The 25260-nt window shown below is 30.8% G+C and carries 16 protein-coding genes; 4 read left to right on the top strand and 12 right to left on the bottom strand.

Annotation, left to right across the window (positions count from 1 at the left end; genetic code table 11):
- Nucleotide 1 precedes the first annotated feature (1 nt).
- From E0Z07_RS13955 to E0Z07_RS13915, 9 genes are all read right to left on the bottom strand, one after another.
- Complete coding sequence (locus E0Z07_RS13955; protein ID WP_131540860.1) at nt 2-1144, bottom strand: restriction endonuclease subunit S; 1143 nt, start codon at nt 1142-1144, stop codon at nt 2-4.
- 3 nt (nt 1145-1147) lie between these two features.
- Nucleotides 1148-2734 (bottom strand): type I restriction-modification system subunit M, encoded by a 1587-nt coding sequence (locus E0Z07_RS13950; RefSeq protein ID WP_131540859.1) that lies wholly within the window; start codon nt 2732-2734, stop codon nt 1148-1150.
- A gap of 191 nt (nt 2735-2925) precedes the next feature.
- A complete protein-coding gene (locus E0Z07_RS13945) occupies nt 2926-3516 on the bottom strand; it encodes a hypothetical protein (RefSeq protein WP_131540858.1) in 591 nt (196 codons plus the stop codon).
- Between the two features lie 326 nt (nt 3517-3842).
- Nucleotides 3843-6248, bottom strand: coding sequence for a primase-helicase family protein (locus E0Z07_RS13940; RefSeq protein ID WP_131540857.1), 2406 nt, complete (start codon nt 6246-6248; stop codon nt 3843-3845).
- 4 nt (nt 6249-6252) lie between these two features.
- Complete coding sequence (locus E0Z07_RS13935; protein WP_131540856.1) at nt 6253-6528, bottom strand: helix-turn-helix domain-containing protein; 276 nt, start codon at nt 6526-6528, stop codon at nt 6253-6255.
- 123 nt (nt 6529-6651) lie between these two features.
- Nucleotides 6652-7695 carry a hypothetical protein gene (locus E0Z07_RS13930; RefSeq protein ID WP_131540855.1) on the bottom strand — a complete coding sequence of 348 codons (1044 nt, stop codon included), beginning with the start codon at nt 7693-7695 and terminating at the stop codon, nt 6652-6654.
- Nucleotides 7696-7715: 20 nt separating this feature from the next.
- Entirely contained in the window at nt 7716-9038 is a 1323-nt protein-coding gene (locus E0Z07_RS13925) for a tyrosine-type recombinase/integrase (RefSeq protein WP_131540854.1), read from the bottom strand.
- 301 nt (nt 9039-9339) lie between these two features.
- On the bottom strand, nt 9340-10326 hold the full coding sequence (locus tag E0Z07_RS13920; protein ID WP_131540853.1) for an ISAon1 family transposase: 987 nt from the start codon (nt 10324-10326) through the stop codon (nt 9340-9342).
- The gene (locus E0Z07_RS13915; RefSeq protein WP_006260368.1) at nt 10313-10666 is read right to left on the bottom strand and encodes an ISAon1 family transposase N-terminal region protein; all 354 of its coding nucleotides are present in this window, start codon (nt 10664-10666) and stop codon (nt 10313-10315) included. The genes E0Z07_RS13920 and E0Z07_RS13915 overlap by 14 nt, the downstream gene beginning before the upstream one ends.
- Nucleotides 10667-11369: 703 nt before the next feature.
- Between E0Z07_RS13915 and E0Z07_RS13910 the strand changes: the two genes are divergently transcribed.
- Nucleotides 11370-11945: a hypothetical protein gene (locus tag E0Z07_RS13910; RefSeq protein WP_006260367.1), complete on the top strand. Its 576-nt coding sequence runs from the start codon at nt 11370-11372 to the stop codon at nt 11943-11945.
- Nucleotides 11946-12447: 502 nt separating this feature from the next.
- Here E0Z07_RS13910 and tnpC read toward each other — a convergent pair.
- The 3 genes from tnpC to tnpA are packed head-to-tail and all read right to left on the bottom strand — an operon-like array spanning nt 12448 to nt 14700.
- Nucleotides 12448-14022: an IS66 family transposase gene (gene tnpC / locus E0Z07_RS13900; RefSeq protein WP_058699129.1), complete on the bottom strand. Its 1575-nt coding sequence runs from the start codon at nt 14020-14022 to the stop codon at nt 12448-12450.
- A 49-nt stretch (nt 14023-14071) separates the two neighbouring features.
- A complete protein-coding gene (gene tnpB / locus E0Z07_RS13895) occupies nt 14072-14410 on the bottom strand; it encodes an IS66 family insertion sequence element accessory protein TnpB (protein WP_081048718.1) in 339 nt (112 codons plus the stop codon).
- Nucleotides 14410-14700 (bottom strand): IS66 family insertion sequence element accessory protein TnpA, encoded by a 291-nt coding sequence (gene tnpA / locus E0Z07_RS13890; RefSeq protein ID WP_058699130.1) that lies wholly within the window; start codon nt 14698-14700, stop codon nt 14410-14412. The genes tnpB and tnpA overlap by 1 nt, the downstream gene beginning before the upstream one ends.
- On the opposite strand from tnpA, the gene E0Z07_RS13885 reads away from it, so the two are divergent.
- The 3 genes from E0Z07_RS13885 to E0Z07_RS13875 are packed head-to-tail and all read left to right on the top strand — an operon-like array spanning nt 14652 to nt 25256.
- Complete coding sequence (locus E0Z07_RS13885; protein ID WP_131540852.1) at nt 14652-22199, top strand: beta strand repeat-containing protein; 7548 nt, start codon at nt 14652-14654, stop codon at nt 22197-22199. The two genes, tnpA and E0Z07_RS13885, sit on opposite strands and share 49 nt — an antisense overlap.
- Nucleotides 22200-22201: 2 nt before the next feature.
- Nucleotides 22202-22708: a hypothetical protein gene (locus tag E0Z07_RS13880; protein WP_006260399.1), complete on the top strand. Its 507-nt coding sequence runs from the start codon at nt 22202-22204 to the stop codon at nt 22706-22708.
- A gap of 10 nt (nt 22709-22718) precedes the next feature.
- Entirely contained in the window at nt 22719-25256 is a 2538-nt protein-coding gene (locus E0Z07_RS13875) for a hypothetical protein (protein WP_225582016.1), read from the top strand.
- Nucleotides 25257-25260 lie beyond the last annotated feature (4 nt).

Here is a 25260-nt window from a genome sequence, read left to right as displayed (position 1 = left end):
TTTACACAAACATTTGTTGTAATAATCCTTTTTTATACGTTTCTGTTTTGGTTATTTGGTTTTCTACCGCTTCTATTTGATTATCTATAGCAGATAAAAAATTGGCGATTTTAGTTTGTTCTTCTATTGTTGGAATAGATAATTTGAGCTTCGAGTATTCAGAAATCCAATACCTTTTATGTTCATCTCCTGTTGGAAAATGTATTGTATTTATTAATTCAAATAAAAATTTTATGTTATCATTTCCGATTGTATTTAAAATTTTCATTGCAGAAGATTTAATTTTAAATTCAAAATCAACAAATTGACTTGAAGTTGTAAAATCATCAAAAATAATACAAGGTATATTTTTATAAATATTATCCGTTTCATTCGTATATCCTAATAAAAAAGATTTACCAGCAGTTAATACAGGAATATTATACAAATTGTTATAATCTGTTGATTTTACAATAAACTTATTAGGTTGAGTATATTTTAAAACCTCGCCCAACGTTTTCTCTTGCCAATCAGGGAAATCGTTTCCGTTATCGTCTTTAAAACGGATTTGTTGCGAAAACAATTGTTGCATTACGCCTTTTTTGTAAAGATTTAGTTTTTCTTTCTTTTGGTTTAAAATATCCAACTGCTTATCTACTGCACCTAAAAAATCAGCGATTTTGGTTTGTTCTTGTAGGGTTGGGATAGTTAAAGGACAATTTAACACTTCGTTTTTCTTCAAGTTTGTTTGATTAACACCGTCATCTAATTTTAAGAAATAAGAATTTCTACTAATTATGTGTTTTAAAAAAAATGGATTATTTTGAAGTGGATTTGGGGTTAAAGCACAAATTCGTTGATTTAATGTATATAAGTTATCTTGTTCTATTAACAAACATTTAGCTAATGCTTTACCATTTGGCAAATCACTCATAACCATAACAATGTCATTTTTAAACAAAGGTGAAATTAATTCATTTGTATATTTTGAAACAAAACCATCAGTAGAAATGTACTTTGAATTAACAACAATAAAATCTCCATTTGAATCAATTACTTTTTCATGTCCTTTTCCATTCCTAAATTTAATTACTTTTCCTATAGTTTTCTCAATCCATTCCTCTCTAAACTCAGGGAATCTCAATTTTGGTTGTAAATTTTCCATCGTTTAAAAAGGTGTATTAATGTTTAGTTGCTTACAAAAATCGGCAATGGTTTGTTGGTTGGCATGTAAATCAATATCCAACTGTTTTATATCTTCTGCAATGACATTAATATCAATCGCTTCTTCTTCTTCAAACGTATCTACATAACGAGGTATATTTAAGTTGTAATCGTTACTGCGTACCTCATCAAGCGTTGCTAAGTACGAAAATTTATCTACCGTTGTTCTGTTTTTAAACGTATCTACAATCGCATTTATATGCTGTGGCAATAAAACGTTTTGGTTGCCTTGTTTTTCAAAACCTTTACTTGCATCTATAAACAAAATATTTTCGTTGTCTTTTCTGCATTTTTTTAATACCAAAATACAAGTGGCTATACCTGTACCAAAAAAAATATTAGCGGGCAAACCAATTACAGCATCAATAGCGTTTAATTCTTCAATAAAATGTTTACGAATTTTTTCTTCTGTACTTCCTCTAAACAAAACGCCATGCGGTAACACGGTTGCCATTGTTCCGTTTTCGGTTAAATGATGATACATATGTTGTACAAAAGCAAAATCTGCTTTTCCTTTTGGTGCTAATGCTCCAAATTGTGAAAAACGTTCGTCGTCCATAAACAAAGGATTAGCACTCCAATTAGCAGAAAAAGGAGGGTTGGCAACAATAGCTTCAAATTCTTGTTCTTTGTGTTGTGGTCGCTCTAATGTATCATCGTTTTTAATATCAAATTTTAAATACGAAACATCGTGCAAAATCATGTTCATTCGTGCCAAGTTGTACGTTGTTCTGTTCATTTCTTGTCCAAAAAACTGACCAACCTCATCGACTTGTTTTGCCACACGCAAAAGTAAAGAACCTGAACCACACGTTGGGTCGTAAACCGATTTAAGTTTAGTTTTATCAGCAGTTACAAGTTGTGCCAAAATGGTAGAAACTTGTTGAGGTGTATAAAATTCGCCAGCTTTTTGTCCAGCACCTTCGGCAAATTTACCAATCAAATATTCGTACGCATCGCCTAAAACATCCGATTCTGTATTAGCTAAATCAAAATCAATTTCGTTTAAAGCATTCATTATTTTCGCAATTGTTTGGTTACGCTCTAACGGAGTTTTACCTATTTTTTGCGAGTTTAAATCAATATCATAAAATAAGTTATCAAAATCATCTTGCGATTCAGTTCCAAGTGTAGAACGTTCTATATTGCGTAAAACTTTTTCTAAATCTTCCAAGATAAAAACGTCAATACTTTCTTCGTTATCATCTTCTGCTTTTGCATTTCCTTTTTTAGCTATAGATGAAAACAATTCAGAAGGCTTTAAGAAATAGCCAACCTTTTCTACTAAAATTGCTTTTAGTTCTTCTAAATCAGCATCGCCTTGCGTTGTTCCTTCTTCTATATCAAAATAGGTAATTCCATCAGGAGCTAATACTTCGTTTACTTCTGTCAATATTTTTTCTGAAAGGTATTTGTAGAAAATAAATCCCAAGATGTAATCTTGAAATTGATTTGCATTCATTTTACCACGCAATATATTGGCAATATCCCAAAGTTTGCTTTCTAGGATTCGTTTTTGTTCTTCAGACATTTTTAGTGTTTTTATTTAAGTGTGAAAGATAAGAAAAAAGGGAACATTAGTCAAAAAACTAATGCCAATAGATAAGCTGTATTATAACTAATAATTAAAAGCAATAAAAAACTCCTGATTATTACATCAAGAGTTTAAGAGTAAATTATAAACAATAAATATGGCTAACTGTAAATAGTTAATCTAATAAACTAATACCGAATATAACTTTTTTTTATTTCTTCATAAGGTATGCTTTCGCCTTTTTGTATTTCTCTCATTAAACGTAAATACTTTTTTGTTGGTTTGCCAGCATAGGTTTTTTTGAAATGCTTTTTATATAATTCAGAGTAAAGGTTATCTTGTTTTAAGTAAGGACTGAATTTTTTAATAACTTCTCTGTTTAGTTTACTATATGTTTGCGTTTCATACATTGCGTTTTTAAAAGCTTCACGATGTGCGAAATATCGATTTACTAAATACATTTTTCTGCATCGCTTATTTGTTCTTGGACAAAGAAAATACCAAATAAAGCCTTTACCTAAATTAGATGATACACGAACTAAATTTATTTTATAATTTATGGGTTTATCATTATAGTTATAATCTAATTCAATAAAAGGTTGTTCGTTTTTTGTGTTTGCTGTTACTGAAATACTTGCAATTTTATCTTTGTTTCTGTTCCAGCTAATAGTACCATTTTGAATTTGGTTAGGGTTAAGGTATTCCCATTCTTTAAGCTTGGTAATGTTTAGCTGTAAAACCTCATCATATAAAGTTGGAAATGTGTTTTTTTTAGGCATGTTTGTTCTGTTTTTTGAAACCTAAATGTTTAGAGAACTTTGGTTTTCTATCATTCGTAAACAATGTAATAGGTTTACAATTGATGTTACAATCATTTTTATTATAACATATTGTTATTTAGCACTTTATTTTTAGATTTACGGTAATGACAGTTAATCTGTATCTTTTATAGTTATAAATTAAGTACATTGTTTTTTCAGTACATTATTTTTCTTCACACGATACATTATTATTTACTGTCACTACCGTAATTACTATTGATTATCAATACATTATGATATTTATAATCGTAATTAGCATTGTTTTTATATTACAATTGTTACAACTACATATAAAAATTTGATTTATTAAACCATTTTCTTTGCGCTTGATTGTACTCAAAGTTTAATTTGTTGTATTTTATATAAACATCAATCAATTTTTTAGTGTTGTTTTTATGGAAATAACCTTCATTTTTAAGAGGATTTTCAAGGTCTTTGTATTGACGAATAAAGGTACTGACATTAAAACTTTTATTATTGCTTGAAACTATGCTAAAAACACGTTCAAACTCTTCTAAAATTACATTATTAGAGAAATGAGCTTTGAAATTATCTTCTTCTTTATCATACTTCGGTGCATCCAAACCAAACTCTAAATAATAACCTACACAAGCATAAACAAAATTGTAAAAACGATTCCATTCTTCATTATCCCAATCTTCAAATAACCTATGGTTAAAAACATCATTAGGTGTATTATCAAGATTAAAATAATCAGTTAATTTAAACTCTAAAAAGCGTCTATGTGTTGATGTTGCTTCTGTGTCATAACGAACCGCCCAATTTGTTGTTATTACAAATTTAGGTGCATCTTTAAAAGGAATTGTTATTGCTGTTTTTCCTTTACGTTCACAGGTAATATCTCCAATAATATTAGTATAAAGGTCATCATAATTAAAACCAGCCAATACATCATCAATAACATAGATTTTGTGTTCTTGTTCAAGGTCTGCAAACTTGTGTCTGTAACTACCATCAAACTCATTACCTCCTTTAATTTTGGTATTTCTAACATTCTGTAAAGCTTTAGTAATTAGAGTTTTTCCTCTTCCGCCTTTTCGGCTAATATCATTAGCTCCCTCATCTGATAAAATGATTGCAGGGCTAAAACTTTGGTCTTTGTAGCTATGGCATAAATAACCAAACATTTTAAAGAACTGCATTCTTGTATTTTCTTCTTCATCTGTGAGCTGTTCACTTAATGGGTCTTTTGCAACTGAAACCATAGTAAGAAAACGTTCAAATTCACAAGGTTCAGCATATTCTTTAAACTTAAAGTTTTTTTCTTGTGTTGGATGTTGTGCAAAAAATCCGTTTACTTCTTTATACCCTGAAATTTGCGTTTGTTCATCCCCTTTAGTGTATTTACAAAAACCATTTTTAAATGGTATTCCAAATTCATTTTTTGAATCTGAATAGTAAATAAGTTCTTTTGGAGGTATTAATAAAAAACCACTATAAATACCGTTATGGTCTTTAGATATTTTGTTTTCAACCTCTCTCGTGTCGTATTCGTTTATGTTTTTAGATAAAAACGAAACGGTATCAGTTTTATAATTAAACGGTATTACCACATTATTACTATCTCTAAAAATGGTTACTTTGTCATTATCCTGTTCCGATACTCGAACAAAGTTTTCTTGTTCAAAAAACTCTTTATAATATACAGGTTCGGTAATTACTTTATTATCTGCATCTATCTGATAAAAACTTTTCATATCATTTACAACTGCTGGCGGTTTTACCTCTTTACTAGTAAATTTAACCGTTTCAAATTCTGTTTGAGTTATTTCTGTATTTTCTAAAACAATTACTGCATCGTGAAGGCGTACATATTTTACAATGTTATTAGCGTTTACAAATTCGTTGATATAGTGAGCTTCGTATTTAGTTAAATCTCGAAACATTTGCCCTTTATTATAAAAGCGTTTTTCTGTTATAACCTCATCAGCTCGATTATCATAAACACATCTTAATTCATTGCGTACGCTTTCAATTGAAGTGCCTTCAATCTCATTATGAATATTTATTAGTTTATTAAACTTTCGTTTGTCTATTAAGCTGTAAACGTCTTCATTTCGGCTAATATCTAACTCTAAATCAATAAAAGTTGGATACGCTCTGTAAATGTCAAATTCTATTAATTTAAGTGATGGTGGTAACATTCCACGTAAAGGACGTGATAAAGATGTTATTGGATTGTATTCCCGATTTTCATCGATTTTAACGTTAAAAACTTCGTCCATTTTTTCGGGTTCATACAAACCTGTGAACTTTAGAAGCATAAACAAAACGTACTTTTCCCAATTGTTTTTTGAAAATGGTGTATAACTTGGGTTTTCATCTACCTTTTTATATAATTGATGTAATAATTCTAAATCGTGTTTAAAATACTTTTCATCTAGCTTTTTACCGTTTTTATAACTATTTAGATACTTGAAGTAATCGTTTTTTCCTAATGGATTTAAGCTTATAAATTTAAAATGCTCTATAAATACATTATCTAAAGGTGTACGTCTACCTTCACTTTTTTCAATAGCATCATTTATTGTAAAAACGTGCTTTTGACTGTTTAAGGCTTGTTTTATTCGTGAAGTAAAGTCTGTTTGCCATACTGTTATAAAATCCGTATATTTACTCATATTCTCAGCTACAAGAATATTAGAGCTATTTGTATTTTGTGTACTCATAGCTCTATTTTTTTTGGATTAAACTTTGTTCTAACTCCGATTTTTTAAAATAGCGTTTCCCACCAATACCGTGTGAAGTGATTTTACCTTTCTTCTCGTACCTCCAAAGAGTTGCAGTGGTAATTTTAAGAAACTGCATTGCTTCTGAACGTGTCAAAAGTTCCTCTTTTTCGGTTTCCTGACGTTGAGGTGTTTGATTAATTAATAGTTCTGCTGTTCTTTGAGCTATTTTTTCAATAAGTGTGTCCGTGTTAATTGGACTTAATAATAAATTCTCCATTTAATTTCATATTCAACTTAAACATTAACCCTCGTCAGGGTTTTACCTCCAATTGGAAATGCTAAATTGAATATAATTGATTGTATAATAAAGTAAATCAAATGGTTGTAAATGGTTAGACCATTATAAACCATTTAACCATTGTTTTGTTTGGTTTAAATCATCTGGGTATAAACTTTTTAAATTATAAGTGTTAGAGGTAAAATGCATATTTACTCCATTCATTTTTATATTTGGATTAAGAAATATTGCAAGGTTTGCTCTACCTTTTGTTTTGCTGTTTAATTCATAATTAAAAATATTTAATTCTTTAAGTAGATAAATGGCGATAGCCATACTTTTACCTTTTTCATTTTTAAATTTTTCAACAATTAAAGGTATTTTATGTTTATCAGATGGATTGAATAAAAAATCTTCTAAAGAAATATTAATATTTTTAGATTCATCTAACTTTTCAGTTTTAACTTGTTGATTCTTTGTTTCTAAAATTTGTTTCAAATAATTATTTAAATACATTTTAGCTTTTGCGTAATTATCGTTAAACTCTTGTGCCTTGAAATTTCTGTTGTTGTAGCCATTTAGATAAGAATTAAAGTTTTCTTTATCCTTTATTATAACTTCAATTATTCTATTTCTTATCGGCTCGTAATTTATATTTTGTATTTCTGAAATTAAACCTTTACCAAACTCTTCTGCTTGTTTAACTAAACTATCTACTGACGTATCAAAACCTTTCATTTCTTTGAAACGATTTAAAATTTCTTCTATAGCCTTAAATTGTTTATAAATATTTGTTTCCTCTATTTTGTGAGTGTAACATTCTTTAGGTTCTTTACTATCATTTATTAATTTATAAAGTTGATTTTTTCTTTTGTCTAATTCACTTTCTAAAGGAGTATATTCGCCTCTGCTGTCGATACCGTGGCTTTTATAAATCGTTGACAAAATTTGTTTTTCGGTATAAATTAATCTTAAATACTTATGAACGTTTGGAGTAGTGTCAGTTTTACTAAATTCATTTTGAAACTCAGACATGAAAGCAATATCATTTTCAAACTCTATAAATAAAGAACTTTTATTCATTAAATCATTATATGCTTTTTTAAAATCTTCGTTTAAGTGTAGATATAGATAAAAATTGTTTTTGATTGTAACTTCAGCTTTCATTATAATTGTGTTTAATTTTATTAACCTAAATTTTTAAAATAGTTATTTGTTTCTTTTGCTAAATCTTTATTAGATTTTCCGATATATGCTAAGAACATTGCTTCGCTACTGTGTCCTGTGGTATAAATTAAATAGGTAGTAGGTATTTTTCCATAAAAATTAGTTGCAAAAGAACGCCTTCCAATATGGGAGGTTATAAGTTCATATTTAGGAAATTCTCCTGATACTTTTCTATATTGTTTACTCTTTGGTGCTGTTTCTACTTTTTTACTTCCACTTATAATTTGTGTAAGTCCAGCTCGTTGGCAAACTTCTTTTATATATAAGTTGTAATTCACATCTGATATTTGTCTTGGAAAATCTCCGTTTCTCTTTTCAAGTATTTCAATAACTTTTGGGTGTATTGGTACTGTCATAGGTTTTTTAGTTTTTACTTGAGTAAACTCTAAAAACATCTCATTACTTTCAATACGAATCATATCTTTTTTAAATCGCATAAAATCCGATACTCTTTGCCCCATATAACAACTAATTATTAACCAATCTCGGGCATTATCTAAATACTCAGGTAAATTATTAGTTTCTTTTATTTGTTCTATCTCTTCAAAAGTTAAATAAATAGGAGTTACTTTTTCTCTATCTATTCGTAAACCTTCCATTTGTTGATGAGTTTGTAAGCCTTGAAATGAAGCGTGTCTGCAAAAGGTCTTTATAAATACTAACTCTCTTTGTATTGTATTTTGAGAGTACCCATTATTTTTTTGATATGATACAAACTCTTGTTTGAATTTATCGTTGACATCTTTAATCAAAATTGTTTTTTTTCGTTCCTTTTGAAAACGAATCAATTTGTTTTTAACAACATTGTTTTTTTTACGTAATGATTCAGAAATTTCGTGTTTACGATAGTCTAAATAATAATCAATATAACTGATTAAGTCTGTTGGAATTTTAGCCTGTTCTTCTTCTTCCTCAGTTTTAGGAGGGTTGTAATAAATATCAATTTGGTATTCTAACCATTTTTTATTTACTACTTTTAAAACCTCATCGCTTGGTACTAAATCAAAAGCCGTTAATATATGAGTTCTGATATTTTCAATTTCTTCATTTATAGCAAACTGCTTGTTTTTTATTTCTTTTACTTCATTTTGTTTGTCAATATCTCTGTAGTTAGGAAAATCAGTTTTAGTATGTAAATTTTTCCAATAAACTTTTTCAACAATAATTTTAGAACGACAATAAAAAGAGTAAGGGTTTTTACTTCCATCAATCCGAAATGATAAACGAACTTCTAAAGGTGCTTTTTCTTTTGTAGAACGATAAGAGAATGTTACAGCAGACATTATTAAATATTTTTGAATGTATAAACTCAAATTTAATAAATTTGCACACAACTTGCACACAAAAATTAAATCAGTTAAAACAAAATGTAACTTTAAAAAACATTTATACTTGTAACATACTGATTAATAACAGAATTATGTTTTAGTTAGTTTAAAATAATTTCAAACAATTTCATTAGCAATACTCTCGGCGACTCCACAGAAAAAAGCCTAACTATTTACTTTTAAATAGTTAGGCTTTTTTTGTATTCAATAGATACTAAAAACTGTATTTTAGAGGATCAGTGACAAAAGTTGGGGACTAGGCAAAAAGTCTAGTTAATCTAAAAAGGAAAAACTTCTTATCCCTAACACCTCTATACATCATACGGAAGTATTTAATTTTGGCATTAAATGATTCCGCAGAAGCATTTGTACTTCTATTAATAAAGTAATTGATGATTTCGTTATAGTGTACATTAAAAGTCTTTAAAACAGTACTAAAGTGTTTGAGTGAAGCTTTTTCAATATCATTAAACCAATGAGCTAGCTTAGTCATAGCTATTTCTTTATCTATTTGTAGATTATATATCTGTCTAAGGTTATTAGCAAGTAGATAGGCTTGTTTGATCTCTGGGTATAATTCAAATAGTACCTTAGCTCTTTCTTGTTGGTCAGATGTCCAATTAATTTGGTTTTTATAAAGTAGAGAACGTGAGCGAACTAAAAGTTGTTTCTTAGTATCTCCATTACTAAGTATTTCAGGATTATATATAACGCCTTCTTCCTTAGCCTTTAAAACAGCAGTGTTCTCAGCGTCAAGCTCAGCCCATCTATATTTTATTCTAATATCTTGTACAGCTTCACTTACAAGCTTTTGTACATGAAAACGATCAATTACTTGCACAGCTTTAGGGAAGCACTTCTTAGCTATCTGTTTCATAGCCCCTGCCATATCTAAAGTAATCTCGGTAACTTTATCTCTAAGTTTTTTAGGTAGTTTAGATAGATGCTTTATTACAGTATCTGATTTTGTTCCTTTAACTATCGCTACAATGGTCTTTTTCTGACCTTTACCTGCTTTAGAAGTCAGTATAGTGTACAATTCTCCCATAGATAAACATACTTCGTCTATGGACAACTGATTAGTTATATTTTCTGGGTAGAGTAGCCAGTCTTGTGCATGTTCTTGTTGATCCCATTGTTTGAAACCACTAGTTTTATGTTTGTATTGGCGTTGAAACTTCTCTCCTTTAACCCCAAATAATTCACCAATAGCCTTACAGCTAAGTACTTTAGTATCGGCCAATTTTTTTTAAGAACTCCGAAAACTCTGTAGTCATTCGTGTTCCTTCTGCGATGATATTCCAATCACGTGATATAATTTCTCCTGTTTGTTTATCTGTCCAACGACGACGTTGTACGTGTAGTTTAACTGATTTACCTCGTAACGGGAAGTCTTCAATAGTAATCATACTATGGAAACCTTTAGAAATAAGCTGTCTTTCAGCACATTGATTTCCGTAATCATTCTTCTCTTCAAAGTAGATATGTAGTTTGGTCTCTAATTCTTCTACTTTAGTAATATTGAAGTGTTCTACTAAGTAAGTAGGTAAGATTAGTTTTAGTATTTCTTGGCTATCCATCATAGCACAAAGATATTATTTTACACTTTCCTCCCCAACTTTTAACGTTGATCCATTTTAGATATTAGATTTATTTTAAATGTTTAACCAATTTTATTAAAAGATATCATATTTGAATTACTTATAAACTTAAAGAGTTTCGGATATAGAATGATGAATTGTTTAAACTAGTACCTAAAGATTATACAATACTATTTTATAAGATCAGAAATTAGATTGAACTTATTTTTTCTTACAGAGTTAGTATAATTTAAGCTCATTAAAAAGTATGTATGATTTAATGTTCAAGTTAAGTTTGTATCATTATTATGAATTATATTTTTTACAACTATCATACTTGATACATGATCTTTTTCTGATATGGATTATTTTTAGTTAATAGATGTTGTATATAGTCACTTTTAGTACATTCTATAACGTTTCAATTTATTAGGATCATCTGATTGTGTAGTTACAAGTAGATAGAGATATGTTAAAAAATTAAATTAACATTATTTACACTTTTATAGTTTTTTCCTTATTTCAATGTGGTTTTATTTTAAGGATTTATTCTATTAAATATATAATGTTTTTTTAATCTACTTTTTTAAGATATTTATAAGGAAAAATATGTGTATATAAAATATTTAATTCATTAAATGCGATTATTCTTAATGTTTTTTGTGTAAAATTCACATACTTTGTAGTGCTATTAAAAAGAGATTTTATGAAAAACGAACTTATATTTTTTAAGACTAGATTTAGTTTGATTTTTATAAATTTAGTTTATTCACTAGCTGCTTTATCTATTGGTTTATTTAAACTTATAAAACAAGACAGCAAGTTTAGTTTCTTACCTTTTATTTCTCTTTTCATTATACTAAATGTTTATGCTAAGAAAAATAAGAATGTGTTTGGACATGAAGTTAAAATGCTCTTAATATTAAATGCACTTGTTTGTTTTACTTTTTTTTTAAACTTTCAACCATGGTTAGAATTTACTGTTTTTATATTTTATACAGTAATCTTTAGTTTATTTGTTTTGATTAATAAAGCTAATATTCTCAATCTTTTTATTGGTTTTAGAGAGTTATTAAATGTTGTTTTCTTCTTGTTTACTCTTAAAGTAATTTTTTTAGTTTCTCAAGTCTTTATACTTAAATATTATATTGAAGACTTAGAAGTATTTGCTGCTAAATCATCAATTTTAATTGAGATTATAGCTTTTACAGTATTTATTATTAGCATTTTAATCTATTTTATTTCGTATAAAAAAGAAAATAATTCAACAAGAGTATTTTAATGTAGGTTATCTATTAAAAAATAAGATTAGTTACAATAATTTATTATATGTTTTATTTTATATTCCTTGTTATAGCTGTTGTTTATATTGTTTTGATAAAGAGAATTAAACTCTTTGTCCAATATGAAAAAAGATTAGTAGAAGTTAGCATTTTATTGTCTATTAACTTTTTGGTTGGGCTACTTTACAATTATCTTTCTACAGCTGAATTCTTTTGTATATCCATTTTATTAAATTTATTTAATGGACCTATTTTTTTCTATGTACTATTTGATCGATCAAAGTACTTGTTTTATTTACAATACATTGTCAGCTTATTATCATTTATCTATATTATTGGCTATTTCTATTATATAAGTGAAGAGATAGAACAGATAAAGATATTTAATTATTACAGTGCTATTGTTAGTGTTATTCTTGGAGTTTTATATGTTTTAGTATGTTACTATCTTCTTGTGCAGACTTCGTATGCACCCGAGCAAGTACATCTTGTGAGATATAATTATTCTTCTACAACGTTTGAGTTTAATGTTTTATAGTTATGAGGATATAAATCTGTAATGTTCTTGTGGTTGATAGATTGAATATTTTCTAGAACATATTTAAGCCATTGGTATGGATTAATATCGTGCTTTTTGCAGTTAGCAAAAAACGTATACGCCATAGCCGCCCTTTGAGCTGCATCGTGTGATCCTGCAAAGAGATAGTTTTTACGTCCAATAGCTACTGGTCTAATTACATTTTCAATGAGATTATTGTCTATCTGTAAGTTTCCATCATATAAGTACGCACTAAGATTATCCCATCTAGTTTGTGAGTAAGCAAAAGCTTTACCTATTTGACTTTTAGGAAGTACGAGTTTCATTTGAACAAACATATATTTACCCAGTTCATTGATGATTGGTAAGCTTTGTTCTAATCGAAGTTCTTTAATTTGCTCTGGGGTTAAGTTTTGTTCTTTTGCTTTTCTTTCTACAGCATATAGTTTTTGTATTTCTACAAGTACATGCTGTGCTTTTGTCTTATCATTGTCAAGAGCTCTTTCAAACTCACGACGAGCGTGTGCCCAACAGCCCAGATGAACTACACCAGACTTAGCTCCATAGGCTTTGTATCCGCTATAACCATCGGTTTGCAGATATCCTTTGAAGTTTTCTAATACAGGTAGTGCAGCGCTACCACTACGTGTGGGACTGTAATTGAACATTACGAGTTTGGATATAGGTGCGTGATACACCCAATAATACCCAAGATGAGATTTATCTTTCTTTTTCTCATCTAAGACTTTGATGGTGGTTTCATCAACTTGAAGATATCCTTCATTTTTGATGTCCAGCAGAAGCTTTTCATATAGTGGTTTTAAAGCATCCATACATTGAGCTGCCCAGCCATCTATAGTAGAAGAAGCTATATCGATATTTTCTCTTGAAAAGCGTTGCTTCTGTCTATATAGCGGAAGGTGATCTACGTATTTGTCAACAAGTATTGTAGATAATAATCCTTCAGAAGGTATTCCTTTATCTATAATTCGCTCTGGAAGCAGTGCAATACTGATTTGCGTATTGTCTTTGTCTTTCGTGGCGTATTTATATCGGATGTAACGTTTTATTTTAAAGTAACCTGGAACATAATCTAAGACATCTGTAGTTTCTTTACCAATGCAAATCTTATCAGATAAATCTCCCTCTGGGTAGATTTCTATTTCTTCTACAGGTAAATGATCGGGTAGTTTAGCTCTTCCTGGATGTTTTTTCTTCTGACGAGAATAAGTGATCTCTTGTTTGATTACTTCTTCTTGTTCTTCCAGGACTGCTTGCTGAACCTCTAAAGGTAACTGTGTTTGATTAGGGTCTTCGAAACGCTCGCGTTTTTGTCCAAATTGCATGCGTCGTAAAAGATCTACTAAGCGTTGGAGTTCTTGCTTTTCTTGTTCTAGCTGAGATGTCTTTTGCTCTAACTTAGATGTCTTTTGCTCTAACTTAGTATTTATTTTGTCTTGTTTGGAAATAGTCTTAGACTGCTTTTTTATAAGCGCCAAAAGTTGTTCTTTCGATAAGTTTTCTAAGTCTATTTCCATGAAGTAAAAATACGTCAAAAGCCCAGAATATACAAGGTTTTAACCTGTTTTACTTCAATAAAAAACGCCTTTTTTGGTTACTTTTGATAACCTGGATTCCCTCTATCATCAGTACTAAATCAGTCCAACTTATTTGAGCTTTACTATGCGTGGGAAAAGCAAAAGTTCCTTGTTCTAAGCGCTTGTGGTATAGTACAAAGCCTCCTGCTTCCCAATGCAAGAGCTTCATTTGATTACAGCGTCTATTGATAAATATATAGACACTTCCACTATGAGCTACTTGATTAAGTTCATTCTGGACAAGTCCACAAAGGCTATCAAAACTCTTGCGCATATCACAAGCTTGTCTATACAAATGAAATTGATTAGAACTACTCAAACTAAACATTACACTAAGTTTACTAATGAATATAGTTCACTAAGATTATCCGTTTGTAGACGTAACTTTACACCATTGGGATATACTATCTCATATTCCTGAGTATTGATGACTTGACCTTTTGTTACAGTTATAAAATTATTGTCTAATTGCGTTGACTCTGACTTTGCCTTATACTTAACCACCCAATAACTAAAGGTTGCTAATTTAATTCCGACACTTTCACAGTATCTTGATTGCGTTAATCCACTTGTTTTCCAATCCTCTACATGAGAGTACATTATTTCTTGTTTGCTCATCTCTTTATTATTTCAAGCAAACTTACTACCTTACGTTAGCTTATGAAATATGGGCTTGGTCGGGTGGATACGTAGGAGGAAATGTTTATTATGATGGTGATAAACTTACATATATAACTAAAGAAGGAGAAAGGAAAGAAGTTTCTATTAAAGAAGTAATTACTGCAAATGAGAGTAAAACTGCGATTATTACTGTAGCTAATAAGCAGTATTATGTTTCAGAAGAATACTTGATTGCTAATAATGATATTATTCCTTCTAATGTTGATCCTTTAAATTTATCTAAAGGAATTTATGCTATTGATGTTGTTGGGGGCGTAATTAATAATTTTGAAGAGATAATTACTAAAGGACCTATTACAGTAGATGGTCGTACCTTTAATACAATCAATGATTATATCAAGTATATCACAGAGAGTAAAGGAGGGTTTACTAAGATTGTTTATGATCAAACAACAGGTGATGTTATTTTCCAAGAGTGGAATGAAGTAACTCAGAAGTTTGAGAATGTTGATAATTCAAAGTTCAGCACTATTGTTAAGGGAAATGAGACTATAACTACTTTAGTGGACAATCAAGATGGAACTTACACCTACACAAGTGAAGACGGAACCACTACACTTGTAGATATTCCATCAAGTGTTGTAAATCAATTTGAAACAATTGTAAAACAACCAGTAGAAGTAGATGGTCGTACCTTTAATACAATCAATGATTATATCAAGTATGTCACAGAGAGTAAAGGAGGGTTTACTAAGATTGTTTATGATCAAACAACAGGTGATGTTATTTTCCAAGAGTGGAATGAAGTAACTCAGAAGTTTGAGAATGTTGATAATTCAAAGTTCAGCACTATTGTTAAGGGAAATGAGACTATAACTACTTTAGTGGACAATCAAGATGGAACTTACACCTACACAAGTGAAGACGGAACCACTACACTTGTAGATATTCCATCAAGTGTTGTAAATCAATTTGAAACAATTGTAAAACAACCAGTAGAAGTAGATGGTCGTACCTTTAATACAATCAATGATTATATCAAGTATGTCACAGAGAGTAAAGGAGGGTTTACTAAGATTGTTTATGACCAAACAACAGGTGATGTTATTTTCCAAGAGTGGAATGAAGTAACTCAGAAGTTTGAGAATGTTGATAATTCAAAGTTCAGTACTATTGTTAAGGGGAATGAGACTATAACTACTTTAGTGGACAATCAAGATGGAACTTACACCTACACAAGTGAAGACGGAACCACTACACTTGTAGATATTCCATCAAGTGTTGTAAATCAATTTGAAACAATTGTAAAACAACCAGTAGAAGTAGATGGTCGTACCTTTAATACAATCAATGATTATATCAAGTATGTCACAGAGAGTAAAGGAGGGTTTACTAAGATTGTTTATGACCAAACAACAGGTGATGTTATTTTCCAAGAGTGGAATAAAGTAACTCAGAAGTTTGAGAATGTTGATAATTCAAAGTTCAGTACTATTGTTAAGGGGAATGAGACTATAACTTTATTAGTTCCAAATACCAATGGAACCTTTACTTATTATAACGAGAGTCAAATCGGTGCTGATGGTCAACCAAAATTAGGAGAGACAGGAGTAACAATTGATCCAAAAGAAGTATCTGTATCCTTAAATACAACTACAAATAAATATGAGTTTAAAAACTCACAAGGAGATGTTATAGGAGAGATTGATGCAAATGCAAATGCAATTGTTTATAATGATAATACTACAAATCTTGGAGTAACAAATGTTCAAGAAGCTATAGAGAAATTATTAGATAAAATTACAGAAGTAGCTGGTACCACAGGAGATTTGGTAGTGTCTGGTGGTTTAGAATTTTTGGCTAAAACCACTGGGATTAAGGCATTATTAGCTGATGTTACTATTCAAGTAGCAGACGAAGGAATAACTAATGAAAAATTAGGTAATAAAGCAGTTACATCAGATAAATTAAATGCAGGTACAGGAGAAAATAATCGTGTAGGTGTAGCAGATGATCAAGGGAATGTTATTTATAAAACATTAGATGAAGTAGTAAAAGGTAATGAGACTGTAACTCTATTGATTCCAAATACGAATGGGACCTTTACTTATTATAATGAGAGTCAAATCGGTGCTGATGGTCAACCAAAATTAGGAGAGACAGGAGTAACAATTGATCCAAAAGAAGTATCTGTATCTTTAAATACAACTACAAATAAATATGAGTTTAAAAACTCACAAGGAGATGTCATAGGAGAAATTGACACCAATGCTAAGGCTATTGCCTTTGATAACAGCACTAATGGTTTTACATCAACAAATGTACAAGAGGCATTAGAAGAGTTAAAAACTAAGTTAGACGGGACAAGTGATACATTAGTAAACAATAACGACGGTACCTATACGCATACTACAGTAGCAGGAGATGTTGTTGTCATTGATGCTAATACAACAAAAGTAGAAGTATTAGACGGAGTGTATACTTTTAAAAATGCTAAAGGAGATACAATCACAAGTATTGATACCAATGCAAAAGCAATTGCTTTTGACGATAGTAAATCTAAGTTAGGAGCAGATAATGTACAAGATGCAATTGATAATCTATTAAGTAAAGTAGGATCAGGTGCAGGTGTAACATTAGTTGATAATAATGATGGAACTATTACCTTAAAATCAGATGACAATACAGTATTAGGAACAGTTTCTAAAGGAAGCTTAACCAATAATAACGATGGTACTTATACTTATGACAATGGCGATGGTACACCAGTAACGTTTGACACCAATGCTAAGGCTATTGCTTTTGACAACAGTAATAACGGTTTTACATCAACAAATGTACAAGAGGCATTAGAAGAGTTAAAAACTAAGTTAGACGGGACAAGTGATACATTAGTAAACAATAACGATGGTACCTATACGCATACTACAGTAGCGGGAGATGTTGTTGTCATTGATGCTAATACAACAAAAGTAGAAGTATTAGACGGAGTGTATACTTTTAAAAATGCTAAAGGAGATACAATCACAAGTATTGATACCAATGCAAAAGCAATTGCTTTTGACGATAGTAAATCTAAGTTAGGAGCAGATAATGTACAAGATGCAATTGATAATCTATTAAGTAAAGTAGGATCAGGTGCAGGTGTAACATTAGTTGATAATAATGATGGAACTATTACCTTAAAATCAGATGACAATACAGTATTAGGAACTGTTTCTAAAGGAAGTTTGACCAATAATAACGATGGTACTTATACTTATGACAATGGCGATGGTACACCAGTAACGTTTGACACCAATGCTAAGGCTATTGCCTTTGATAACAGTACTAATGGTTTTACATCAACAAATGTACAAGAGGCATTAGAAGAGTTAAAAACTAAGTTAGACGGGACAAGTGATACATTAGTAAACAATAACGACGGTACCTATACCCATACTACAGTAGCAGGAGATGTTGTTATCATTGATGCTAATACAACAAAAGTAGAAGTATTAGACGGAGTGTATACTTTTAAAAATGGAAAAGGAGATACAATCACTTCTATTGATACCAATGCAAAAGCTATTGCTTTTGACGATAGTAAATCTAAGTTAGGAGCAGATAATGTACAAGATGCAATTGATAATCTATTAAGTAAAGTAGGATCAGGTGCAGGTGTAACATTAGTTGATAATAATGATGGAACTATTACCTTAAAATCAGATGACAATACAGTATTAGGAACTGTTTCTAAAGGAAGTTTGACCAATAATAACGATGGTACTTATACTTATGACAATGGCGATGGTACACCAGTAACGTTTGACACCAATGCTAAGGCTATTGCCTTTGATAACAGTACTAATGGTTTTACATCAACAAATGTACAAGAGGCATTAGAAGAGTTAAAAACTAAGTTAGACGGGACAAGTGATACATTAGTAAACAATAACGACGGTACCTATACCCATACTACAGTAGCAGGAGATGTTGTTATCATTGATGCTAATACAACAAAAGTAGAAGTATTAGACGGAGTGTATACTTTTAAAAATGGAAAAGGAGATACAATCACTTCTATTGATACCAATGCAAAAGCTATTGCTTTTGACGATAGTAAATCTAAGTTAGGAGCAGATAATGTACAAGATGCAATTGATAATCTATTAAGTAAAGTAGGATCAGGTGCAGGTGTAACATTAGTTGATAATAATGATGGAACTATTACCTTAAAATCAGATGACAATACAGTATTAGGAACTGTTTCTAAAGGAAGTTTGACCAATAATAACGATGGTACTTATACTTATGACAATGGCGATGGTACACCAGTAACGTTTGACACCAATGCTAAGGCTATTGCCTTTGATAACAGTACTAATGGTTTTACATCAACAAATGTACAAGAGGCATTAGAAGAGTTAAAAACTAAGTTAGACGGGACAAGTGATACATTAGTAAACAATAACGACGGTACCTATACCCATACTACAGTAGCAGGAGATGTTGTTATCATTGATGCTAATACAACAAAAGTAGAAGTATTAGACGGAGTGTATACTTTTAAAAATGGAAAAGGAGATACAATCACTTCTATTGATACCAATGCAAAAGCAATTGCTTTTGACGATAGTAAATCTAAGTTAGGAGCAGATAATGTACAAGATGCAATTGATAATCTATTAAGTAAAGTAGGATCAGGTGCAGGTGTAACATTAGTTGATAATAATGATGGAACTATTACCTTAAAATCAGATGACAATACAGTATTAGGAACAGTTTCTAAAGGAAGCTTAACCAATAATAACGATGGTACTTATACTTATGACAATGGCGATGGCACACCAGTAACGTTTGACACCAATGCTAAGGCTATTGCTTTTGATAACAGTACTAACGGTTTTACATCAACAAATGTACAAGAGGCATTAGAAGAGTTAAAAACTAAGTTAGACGGGACAAGTGATACATTAGTAAACAATAACGACGGAACCTATACGCATACTACAGTAGCGGGAGATGTTGTTGTCATTGATGCTAATACAACAAAAGTAGAAGTATTAGACGGAGTATATACTTTTAAAAATGCTAAAGGCGATACAATCACAAGTATTGACACCAATGCTAAGGCTATTGTCTTTGATAACAGTAATAACGGTTTTACATCAACAAATGTACAAGAAGCATTAGAAGAGTTAAAAACTAAGTTAGACGGAACAAGTGATACATTAGTAAATAATAACGACGGTACCTATACCCATACTACAGTAGCAGGAGATGTTGTTATCATTGATGCTAATACAACAAAAGTAGAAGTATTAGACGGAGTGTATACTTTCAAAGATGGAAAAGGAGATACAATCACTTCTATTGATACCAATGCAAAAGCTATTGCCTTTGATGATAGTAAATCTAAGTTAGGAGCAGATAATGTACAAGATGCAATTGATAAGTTATTAAGTAAAGTAGGATCAGGTGCAGGTGTAACATTAGTTGATAATAATGATGGAACTATTACTTTAAAATCGGATGACAATACAGTATTAGGAACAGTTTCTAAAGGAAGCTTAACCAATAATAACGATGGTACTTATACTTATGACAATGGCGATGGCACACCAGTAACGTTTGACACCAATGCTAAGGCTATTGCCTTTGATAACAGCACTAATGGTTTTACATCAACAAATGTACAAGAGGCATTAGAAGAGTTAAAAACTAAGTTAGACGGGACAAGTGATACATTAGTAAACAATAACGACGGTACCTATACGCATACTACAGTAGCAGGAGATGTTGTTGTCATTGATGCTAATACAACAAAAGTAGAAGTATTAGACGGAGTGTATACTTTTAAAAATGCTAAAGGAGATACAATCACAAGTATTGATACTAATGCAAAAGCTATTGCTTTTGACAACAGCGCTAATGGTTTTACATCAACAAATGTACAAGAGGCATTAGAAGAGTTAAAAACTAAGTTAGACGGAACAAGTGATACATTAGTAAATAATAACGACGGTACCTATACCCATACTACAGTAGCAGGAGATGTTGTTATCATTGATGCTAATACAACAAAAGTAGAAGTATTAGACGGAGTGTATACTTTTAAAAATGCTAAAGGAGATACAATCACAAGTATTGATACCAATGCTAAGGCTATTGTCTTTGATAACAGTAATAACGGTTTTACATCAACAAATGTACAAGAGGCATTAGAAGAGTTAAAAACTACAGTAGATAATACAAAAGGTGATTTATCGTTAGCAGGAGGACTTGAGTTTGTAACAGGAGCAAATGGAACTGATAAGTTATTAGCTGATGCCGGTATCCAAATTGCAGATAAAGGAATTACGACTGACAAAATTAAACCAGGAACAGATGGACAAATTTTAGTAACAGAAGGAACAGGAGATACAGCTACAACTAAGTGGGTTAATAAAAAGTCTGCTACTTCTAATACCCTTGTAACTAGGGAAACAGCTATAGTAAGTTCTGTTAATGGAGAAGAGGCAGAGTTAATTTTAGAAGGAGATGCTGTACTAAAAGAAGGTAAAACAGTAGTACAAGCTATCCAAGGTACGCCAGTTAGTGATACTAAACCTTCTAATGCACAAACCTTAATTTATGACCAAACAACACAAGCTTGGATTCCAGGCACACCAGATGTAACAGTTGATAAGGTAGTTGATGCTAAAACATTAACAACAGATGGTGTAATTGTTATAGGTACTGATAGTAATGCAATAGCAACAACAGCTACTAAATCATTATTAACTGATGTCAAACTAAATATTGCTAATAATAAAATTACAACAGATCATATCCAAAACGGAACGATAAAACCAGAAGACATAGCTAATGCAGGTAATAATCAAGTATTGGTTACAGATAATACAGGAGTTCCTACTTGGAAAAACCAGACTGATGTAGGGGAGATAGTTACAGCTAATAATGGACTTACTAAAGCAGATACTAATATCCAATTAGGAGGTTTATTAACTAAAAAAACAGCTATTAATACTACTACTGATAATACGCTTGCTTTAACGGGGCTTGATAAGAAAAAAACGCAAGCAGTTAATGAAAGTGAAGGGGTTACTCAGCATTTATTAGCAGTAGATAAAAACGGAGACGTTATAAAAGCTTTAAAAGCAGCGATGCCTAAGTTCTTCTATATGCCTTCAGTAATGGTTCCTACAGCAGAGAGTCAAGCCCAACAAGAAGGCGTTACATATAATAATACAACTCGTACAGGTACAATAGATATGTATGCTATTTATAAGAAACAATTTGGAAGCCCTGTAATGAGTAGTACTGGAGCATCAGCTTTACCAGTTTTACCTGCATCAGAGCTAGGTTTTCATGTGACTTATGCAACAGAAGGAGTATTTACTATTGTAAGTATTAATGCAGAAGGATTAATGACATATAAAGTAAATGATACCGCTAATGTAAATATAGGAAGCTTTATAAACATTGTATTCTCTGTTAATGAAGATAATTAATTATGAAAAATAATATTTTATATATAATAATAGCTTTTGGCTTGTGCTTTGGAATCAAAGCACAAGCACAAAGTGCTATTTTCGAATACAATCAGAAACTTATTAAATTAACTGATTCACAAGCTAATGATCTTAATTACCTAGCTAATGGTGCACCAACCTCTATGTTTATAGCATTTGATAAGCAAGCTAAAATTCACCAAGGAAACTCTAAAGAGATAGTTGAAATGTCTATTGAAGACACTAGTGACTTTATTGGTTTAAGCAATGTTTATAAAGATAAATTAAAAGAGGTTATTTTAATAAATATTAAATGGGATGGAAAGCAGCAAATTGTTGTTCCCAAAGATTTAATTATTCAATTAGAAAGTCTTAAATACATCTACATTAGATCATATCGAGAATTAGATAAAGAGTTAATTAAAACAGAGTTTATTGATTTATTACAAAAGTTAAACGAAAAACAAGATGTTGAAATTCTGTATTCAACAATGGATCAACCAAGTTAATGGAAAAGCTATGAAAAAATATTCAAAAAAAATAAGTGCTTATCTATCAACTCTCTTATTATTAAGTTTTTTAGTACTAGGAAGTAACTTGGGGTATGCACAAGTTGTAAAAGATTTTAAACCACGTGAGTCACCGAAGGCTCCAATGCCTTATACTAATGTAAAGAATTATAATCTGCAAGGAGATTTTACCATGATTGGTAATACTAACCTTACTTTAAAAAATTATGCAAATAGTGGAAAGCAAGGGGGAAATAATAATGAGATGATCTATGTAGACATTGACAATGATCGAAATACGATAAATTCATCTTCTGCAGAACTAATTCTACCAGGTGGTGAATGTACTGAAATTGTATATGCAGGCTTATATTGGACGGGACGTGCTCATGATATAGATGTTAGGAATACAAATAGTCCATTGACTTTCGACGGATTGGATAAACGTAAAGTTAAGTTAAAAGCTAAAAACCAATCATATATACAAATAACAGCAAAAGATACTGATATATATTACCCCTCTACATCAGAAGGAGCTATGTATGCGGCTTATGCTGATGTAACTGATTATGTTCGTGAACATGGGGCTTCAAATTATTTTGTGGCTGACATTGCCTTAAAAGAAGGGAAAGGAGGAGGAACTGGATTCTATGGAGGATGGGGAATGGTTGTTATTTATAAAAACACTTCGATGAAGTGGAGAGATATTACTGTTTTTGATGGTTATGGTTATATGGTTAAAAGAACAGGTGCAGCTATTTTACCAGTGAGTGGTTTTAGAGCTACCCAAAATGGAGATGTAAATGTAAAAATTGGAATGATGGCGGGTGAAGGAGATGAGGATATCTCTGGGGACTATTTTAAGATTCAAAAAAGAAATTCTAATAGCTATCAAGACTTAAGCCATGGAGGTAACTCTACTAATAACTTTTTTAATTCTTCAATTCATACAGGAGGAAACCCAAGAAATCCAAACTTAATCAATAATACAGGAATGGATATTTCTATGTTTGAGTTAAATAATACTAGTAATCAAATCATAGGAAATAATCAGTCATCAACTTCATTTTCATATGGATCAAATCAAGATACATACATCATATTTAATATAGTGTTTGCTGTAGATGCTTATGTTCCTGATGTAGTAGGAGAGAATAAAGCAACTAATTATGGAGGTGTAAAACCATTAAATAATGGAACAATCACTCCTGGGCAAGAGTTTGAATTTGAGCTAGATGTTTATAACAAAGGAACAGAAGCAGTTAATAATTCTAAAATTGAAATACCTGTACCTTTTAATCTACATTTCTTAGATGCGGAGATAGTGCCAGATCTAGATGCATCAGGAAGTGTTACTTGGGTACCCCCTACTGGAGGTACAAATGATCCAAGTGTTACAGCAGGGGGTAAAATTGTTTGGGATATTGGAAATTTACCTTTAGATACAACAAAAGAAAAGCTGTTAGCGCAATTAAAATATAGATTTAGAGTATCTGATAATTGTGTATTGTTATCTACCAATGTGTGTGGATTAGATGTAAAGATCAATGGTAAAATATCAGGAGAAGGAGCTACATCAAAATCAAAGGTAAACTCAGACTTAGTGAGAGATTATGGAAACGGAGTTTGTGCAGGTCCTGTTTATGATGATTTTATTTCTAAGATAAGTGTTACAACAGACTTCTTGCAAAACTGTAACCCTCCTGTAGAAGATGGAATTATGCAATTTAAGGCTTTTTGTTCTGTACCAACAACAGGATTTGATAGAAGTGAAATTATAAATATATATCCTCCTGGAGCTAAGTTTTATAGTAAAGTACCGACAAGTTATACATCTAATGATGGTTTAGTAACTGGAGATTTTTCAGTTAACAGTGATGGCAGTAGAAAAATGTATTATGTGATGGTACCAGATATGGAGGATGGTTGTTATGCTAGGTTAGAAATCAGTATTGAAAAAGTAACTACTTCACCTATTGCTAAGAATACAGAGTTATGTTTTGGAGAGCCTTTAGTATTAGAAAATGAGTTATCTGCTACAGGAAAAGATAAAGGTTATGAATTGGTTTATTTTGATAGTAATCAAGTTGAATTATCAGATGTTCCTAGTCCAACTGCTGTAGGTACTTATAAATATTTTGTAGCAGAGGGAAAAGATGGATGTATAGGTCCTAAAAAAGAATTTACTATTGTGATTAATGCCTTGCCAGAGGTAAGTAAGGATATTGACAATATTGTGATTTGTGAAAACTTTGACTCTGCTAAAGTATCTATAACTACAAATGTTTCAAATTATAAATGGGAATACACTACAACTGGAACAACAAATTGGAAAGAATTAGATAATACTACTTTTTCAAATAGAATTATTCTTGAGGGAAAAACAATTAAAGTTAGTCATGCTAGTAAAGAATTAAATGGTTTACGCATTCGATTAAATGTAACTAACAATCAATGTTCAGACACATCAAATGAGTTTGAGATCAAAGTAAATGATTGTTCTGCTGTTACTAATCCGATGTTGTTAAATCAAGCAGTAGCTAATTAATTAT

The sequence above is a fragment of the Myroides odoratimimus genome, from assembly GCF_004337635.1.
Lineage (GTDB): Bacteria > Bacteroidota > Bacteroidia > Flavobacteriales > Flavobacteriaceae > Flavobacterium > Flavobacterium odoratimimum.
The sequence above is the reverse complement of the archived record's forward strand: the minus strand, read 5'-3'. Positions and strand labels throughout refer to the sequence as shown.